Genomic DNA, 5,948 nt, shown 5'->3' on the forward strand with positions numbered 1-5,948 from the left:
CTTAAGGCGCAGCAGCAGGCAATGCAGGCCAAGATGGAAAAGCAAGAGCAAGCAATGAAAACTCAGATGGAACTTATCATGGCTCGTCTTTCCCAGATGGAGCATAGAGAAGCTCCTCAATCAACGGCTGCTCCCGAGGAACAAAAACACCACTCCCCTGGCTTTTTTTAAGGGCACTTGACTCAATTGGCGGAAAGAATGGCTATTTCCTCCGCCCTGCAACAGCCACATACTTGAATCAGGCAATATGGTCAGGAAGAGGACGAACAATCAGTACATCACATTGTGCGCCATGTAAAATAGCATTCGCTGTGGAGCCAAGCAGGAGCGCAAGACCGTGTTTACCATGACTGCCTGTAACAATTAAATCAATTTTCTTTTCTTGTGCCACACGCAATATTTCATTTTTCGTAGAACCAAATTCGATCATGCAATGTTTATCATCCACACCTAACTGTTTGGCAAGATTAGCCAGCTCTTTTTCAGCCTGTTCTCGTATTGACACCTCTACTTCAGCAAATCCTGCAAAACCAGGGTATGCGTAAGCGGGAATTGGCTCCACCACATGAACAAGAAGTAGATCAGCCTTATTTTCATCAGCAATTTTCTTTGCTTTATGCGCTGCTCGAATGCCTACTTCATCAAAATCAGTTGCAAACAAGACCCTTTTATACATGATTCTTTCTCCTTAGCCTCTCTGATTAAGAGTAGCAGAAAAAATTTTAATTTCATATTGAGGTTAAATAGTAAGCGGGCAGGACTATCCCTATGGATTTTCCCGAGTATCTTTTATAACTAACAGCGTTTTATTCTTGATTCAATCAAAGGTTTCAACGTAAAGTAAAATGAATTCCGTAATCGCAAGTAATAGCAGAAAAAAGGTAGCTCCTCTTCATCAGGACGATTAAATGCATAGATTGATCTTTAGCGGGCTAATTACCCTTTTTTTAATTGCCTGTCAGAGCAACAATGAAAACAATAACCATTTCGGTGGATATATTGACACTGATCTCGTGTATTTATCTGCAGATTTTGGCGGCAGGCTGGTTGAGCGGCCTGTGCGAAAAGGACAACTTGTCCAAAATAATCAACTCCTTTTTAAACTCGAACAAACTAATGAACTTTATACTATTGAAATGAGCCAATTAAGCGGTAAAGATTTACTTGCTCAGCGACAACAAATTGCAGTTCAACACGACTACAATACAATTAATTATCACCGAATTCAGGGAATGCGCAAACAAAATGCTGCCAGTCAAAATGATCTTGAAGTGGCTAAAAAGGATTTAGACGCCTCTCAACATCAGCTTGAAGAAATCGACTTTAAAATTAAAAATAATCAGGTTGATACTACCGCAAAAAAATGGGTAGCAAAGCGCAAAGAAAGCTATGCACCTCAATCCGGTATTATATTCGATACTTATTATACACCAGGAGAATTTGTGCAAGGTGGTTATCCGGTATTATCGTTAATTACCGCCAAAAATCTTAAAGTGATATTTTTTGTACCACAACCATTACTCAGTCACATCACACTGAATGGACGAGTTAACATTCTGACCGATGGTAAAGCAGAACCTGACCCGGCTCGTATTTCATATATCTCCAATATCGCCGAATATACTTCTCCTATTATCTATTCTCAGGCAGAGCGTCAAAAACTTGTTTTTCGCGTTGAAGCAAAACTGGAAAATCCTGATCTGGAACAAACACATCTTGGTCAACCTGTAACAGTGGAACCTGGATAAATGGACAAGCTGGCTATTGACATTAAGGAATTAACCAAAGAATTCAACAAAAAAACGGTTGTTGATCATCTTTCTTTAACGGTAAAACGAGAGGCTATTTTTGGATTTCTTGGTTCTAATGGTAGTGGTAAAACAACGACTATACGTATGATTTGCGGTCTTTTAACTCCAACTTCCGGCGAAGGGATCTGCTTGGGCTATAATATTAAAACCCAAAGCGATGAAATCAAAAAACACATCGGTTACATGCCACAAAAATTCAGTTTTTATAATGGATTGACCGTCTACGAAAACTTAAGATTTGTTGCCAATATTTATCGAATCAATCAATCAAATCAGGCAATAAAAGACACTATTGAACAACTGGCATTAGAACCTTACCGAAATATCCCGGCAAAAAGTTTATCGGGAGGATGGCGACAAACACTGGCTTTAGCGTGCTGCATCATTCACAAGCCCCAATTATTATTTCTGGATGAACCAACCGCAGGCATGGACCCCAAAGCACGTAAAAAATTTTGGGATTATCTGCATAAAATTTCCATAGAAAACGGCACCACTATTCTGGTAACGACACACTATACCGATGAAGCAGAAAAATGCACTGATCTCGCCTATATCAATATGGGTAAGCTTCTTTACGCTGGAAGCACTAAAAATTTGATCCCTTCTTCAGGAGTAAAAACCTGGATATTGGAGGGCGACCGACAGGAGCAAAATACATTGATCCAAATAATTAATCGTTCCTACCCGGAACTCTTAACGTCCATTGTAAATAATGACTTGCGAATTTCATCTCGCAATCAGGAAAAATTAAATCAGCTTATTGAGAAGCACAGCGAATTTTCTTTTAAAGCGGTCACTTCGTCCTTTGAAGAGGTTTTTATAGGATTAATGCAATGACTGACCGATCCTCCAGATTTTATAGCATATCCACTGGACGAATAGCAGGGCTAATCCGTAAAGAATTTATCGTCATTACGCGGGACTGGGGTACCATTGCCATGTTAGTCATACTGCCTATCATGCTCCTTATTATTTTTGTATATGCCATTCAATTTGATCCCAAACATTTGCCCACAACTATCATTAGTTATGATCATTCACCATTGACCAGAGATTTTATCAGTGCACTGGCTGCTTCAAACTATTATGAAATTGTGGATGTTTCTACTGATGAAACTAAAAAAAATCTGAATTTTGCCAGCGGCAATATGAGTCTGGCTTTTACCATCCCGGCTAATTTTTCGCGAAAATATATACGAGGAGAGAATCCGCAACTTTTGGCTGAAATTGATGGCTCCGATCCAGGCAGCAATGCAGGAGCAATAGCCTATATTCAACCTATACTGAATCAAACCCTGGCACGATTTGCCAAACAAGGTTTAGGAATGCCCCCACCAACAATCAACTCGACACGAAATGTCAATCTTACCATTCATCGACTCTATAATGAATCCAATATTAGTGCGTTTAATATTGTTCCTGGACTAATTGGCGTTTTATTGACGCTAACCATGGTGATGCTTACTTCAACAGCCATCACCTCTGAAAGAGAATCAGGTACCATGGAAATGCTTTTAACGACCCCATTAAAACCCTTTGAAATTATTGTCGGAAAGGTAGTGCCCTATATTATTCTCGGCTATTTACAACTGACCAGTGTTTTAATTTTTAGCAAAATATTAATCAACATTTCTATACAAGGAAACTTGCTCTTGCTGTATATTGCAGCGCTCCCTTTTATTATTGCTAATTTAATGGTAGGCATGATCTTTTCTACAATTGCCACCACCCCTATGCAGGCGATGCAGCTTAGCGTCTTTTTTCAATTACCCTCTATCTTTCTGTCGGGTTATATCTTTTCTTTTTTCGGCATGCCAAAGTGGGCCCAGCTATTAGGCTACTGTTTTCCCATGACCTATTTTACTCGAATCACACGGGGAATCTTGCTTAAAGCCAATAATATGGAGCAAATTATCCCCAATATTTTACCCATTCTATTAATAGCCTGTATTTTAATTATTTTAACCGGAAAGATATTTAGAACAACATTGGACTAGTGGGAATTATGAAACCTAAAATACTATGGCTATATTTATTTCTTGTATTCATAGAAGGCTGTCAAAAAACTTTTTTACCTGCTAATGAGAAAGGTGGTTTAAAATACCCTTCTCGAACACGTAGTGGCCAATCTTATACTGCCGACAAGAGAGATTTCAGTTGCACTCGCTGGTGGGAAAAATTCAAAAATCCTGAACTTAATCAGCTTATTGAAAAAGCGCTTGCTTCAAATAATGAAATCCAAAGTGCAAATGCAACGATTGATCAAGCCCAAGCGCAATTACAGGCTGCCCTATATGACTGGTTCCCTACCCTGGACGCTTCCGTGCGAGGTTTTGGCGGCGGTACCTGGGATGCAAACCTCACTCCCAAAGGAAATTTGGCCAGAAGTGGTATGATTAACAATATTTCCAACTTAAAATTTCATGGTTATAACGCTGGCCTTACCCCCACTTATTCATTAAACATTCTGCAAAATATTAATAATGTGAAAGCAGCGGGGAGTTCATTAGCTATAAAACGCGCCCTTGCGCAAGCGACTCAATTAAGAATAATTACTCAGATGAGTCATTCCTATTTTTTACTTTTGAGTCAACGTGAACAATTAAACAGAGAAAAAATTCTTATCGAAGATTTGAAAAAATTAAGCCAGCTGGAGCAAGTCCGTTATAAAAAAGGAGCCGATGATATCGAAAGAACAACAACTCTTGATCAAGAAATCGCTCAAGAGAAGGCAAAAATACCTCAAATTGAAAACGCCATTGCACAAACTGAAAACGCTATTCATCTATTATTGAATCAAAATCCTGGTTCCATGACTACAATTTATACGTTGTCTTCTCTTAAGACCAATAATCTGATTCCTAACAATCTCCCCTCTTCGGTTTTAAAAAACCGACCGGATGTTATGGTAGCCTTGAATAATATAAAAACAGCCAATGCAGAACTTGGCATCGCTTACTCAGCATTTTTTCCTTCTATTGCTCTAACCGGTACAGCGGGAAGCATTTCATTGGATTTAAAAAAACTTTTGGGATTAACCGGAGGATTTTGGACCAATCAGGCCCTTGCTGCCATTAAACTTCTGAATGGCAATGCCTATCAAACTATTAAAGCGGCCAAGGCACGCTATATAGCAACTTATTATGATTACTTGCAAACACTAAGGGCAGCATTCGCTGATGTGGATAATCATCTTACTAATGAACAAAAAAAACGTGCTGAATATCTCCAAACACAAAATGGCTATGTAGCCGCAAAAAAACTCTACAACATCGCATTTTCCCAATACAAGGCAGGCGCAAAAGACTATCGTGATGCAGCGAATGCCAAAATAAATGTGGATCGCTATCAGCTTACTTTAATACAGGAAAAAACCCAATTATTAACCAGTATCGTTCAAACTTACAATGCTTTAGGCGGGGGTTTCAATGTAAAGCAGACAGTCGTTACAAGTAAATAGTATCAATATCAAATTGAGAATAATAAGAAATAACCTGAATTTAAAAGAAATTATTTTACAATTTGATAAAGTTTAATTTGTTACTAGCTAAAAAGAATTTTTTTCAGCTTTATCAGGTTTGCATACAAAACCAGATTCCATTTACCAACAAATTAGAACCCGTGATAGAAATTACTGAAATAAAGGAAATTAATAATCTTATCCTCTATTATTGCTTTCGTTTGGCTGTAATTCATGCAACATTTCAACAAGTCTCTCATGCGGGTTTTCCTGCATTGGGTTTTTCTATGAATTCATTGCTCATCCCTTATGTTACAGGTAATTCATCCATTTAATTTCGAATAAAGTCATGGATAAAAAGCATAAAGAGCAATTGAATAATACTTTACAACATTCTGTTTTCTCCTTTTTTAACCAGAAAACAAAATTTACAGATCCTTATGATAAACAAAATGCTTTTTTAAGCGAAATTTCTTCAAATAAATTATAAGAAATTAAAACTGATAGGTAACTATGACTTAAGTTTTGAAGTTTCGCGAGGTCCTTCTTGAAGCTGTTTGCCGCAGACAAACTGCTCTTCTCTCCAGCAAAGTGATGAGGTAAGCTGAGAATGGATTCCCGTTTTCACGGGAATGACTCAAATAATACAGAATGATGTCATCCCCGCGAAAGGC

Annotated in this window: 6 protein-coding genes; 5 read left to right on the forward strand and 1 reads right to left on the reverse strand. The window is 38.1% G+C overall.

The genetic code is table 11. The annotated features are described in order from the left end of the window. Window positions 1-238: 238 nt before the first annotated feature. The gene (locus T345_RS0112230) at window positions 239-676 is read right to left on the reverse strand and encodes a universal stress protein (protein ID WP_028389590.1); all 438 of its coding nucleotides are present in this window, start codon (window positions 674-676) and stop codon (window positions 239-241) included. A gap of 232 nt (window positions 677-908) precedes the next feature. Between T345_RS0112230 and T345_RS0112235 the strand changes: the two genes are divergently transcribed. The 5 genes from T345_RS0112235 (at window position 909) to T345_RS0112255 (ending at window position 5,609) form a co-directional block, all read left to right on the forward strand. Then, entirely contained in the window at window positions 909-1,748 is an 840-nt protein-coding gene (locus tag T345_RS0112235) for an HlyD family secretion protein (protein WP_028389591.1), read from the forward strand. Continuing rightward, a complete protein-coding gene (locus tag T345_RS0112240; protein ID WP_028389592.1) occupies window positions 1,749-2,651 on the forward strand; it encodes an ABC transporter ATP-binding protein in 903 nt (300 codons plus the stop codon). Continuing rightward, entirely contained in the window at window positions 2,648-3,811 is a 1,164-nt protein-coding gene (locus T345_RS0112245; protein WP_035919027.1) for an ABC transporter permease, read from the forward strand. The genes T345_RS0112240 and T345_RS0112245 overlap by 4 nt, the downstream gene beginning before the upstream one ends. 8 nt (window positions 3,812-3,819) lie before the next feature. Continuing rightward, entirely contained in the window at window positions 3,820-5,274 is a 1,455-nt protein-coding gene (locus tag T345_RS0112250; RefSeq protein ID WP_207385037.1) for an efflux transporter outer membrane subunit, read from the forward strand. A gap of 77 nt (window positions 5,275-5,351) precedes the next feature. After that, window positions 5,352-5,609, forward strand: coding sequence for a hypothetical protein (locus tag T345_RS0112255; RefSeq protein ID WP_028389595.1), 258 nt, complete (start codon window positions 5,352-5,354; stop codon window positions 5,607-5,609). The last annotated feature ends 339 nt before the right edge of the window (window positions 5,610-5,948 follow it).

The sequence above is a fragment of the Legionella fairfieldensis ATCC 49588 genome, assembly GCF_000621525.1.
GTDB classification, from domain to species: Bacteria; Pseudomonadota; Gammaproteobacteria; order Legionellales; family Legionellaceae; genus Tatlockia; species Tatlockia fairfieldensis.

Coding starts and splice junctions, on each gene's coding strand:
- T345_RS0112230 (WP_028389590.1), bottom strand. CDS start 676: ATGTATAAAAGGGTCTTGTTTGCAACTGATTTTGATGAAGTAGGCATT.
- T345_RS0112235 (WP_028389591.1), top strand. CDS start 909: ATGCATAGATTGATCTTTAGCGGGCTAATTACCCTTTTTTTAATTGCC.
- T345_RS0112240 (WP_028389592.1), top strand. CDS start 1,749: ATGGACAAGCTGGCTATTGACATTAAGGAATTAACCAAAGAATTCAAC.
- T345_RS0112245 (WP_035919027.1), top strand. CDS start 2,648: ATGACTGACCGATCCTCCAGATTTTATAGCATATCCACTGGACGAATA.
- T345_RS0112250 (WP_207385037.1), top strand. CDS start 3,820: ATGAAACCTAAAATACTATGGCTATATTTATTTCTTGTATTCATAGAA.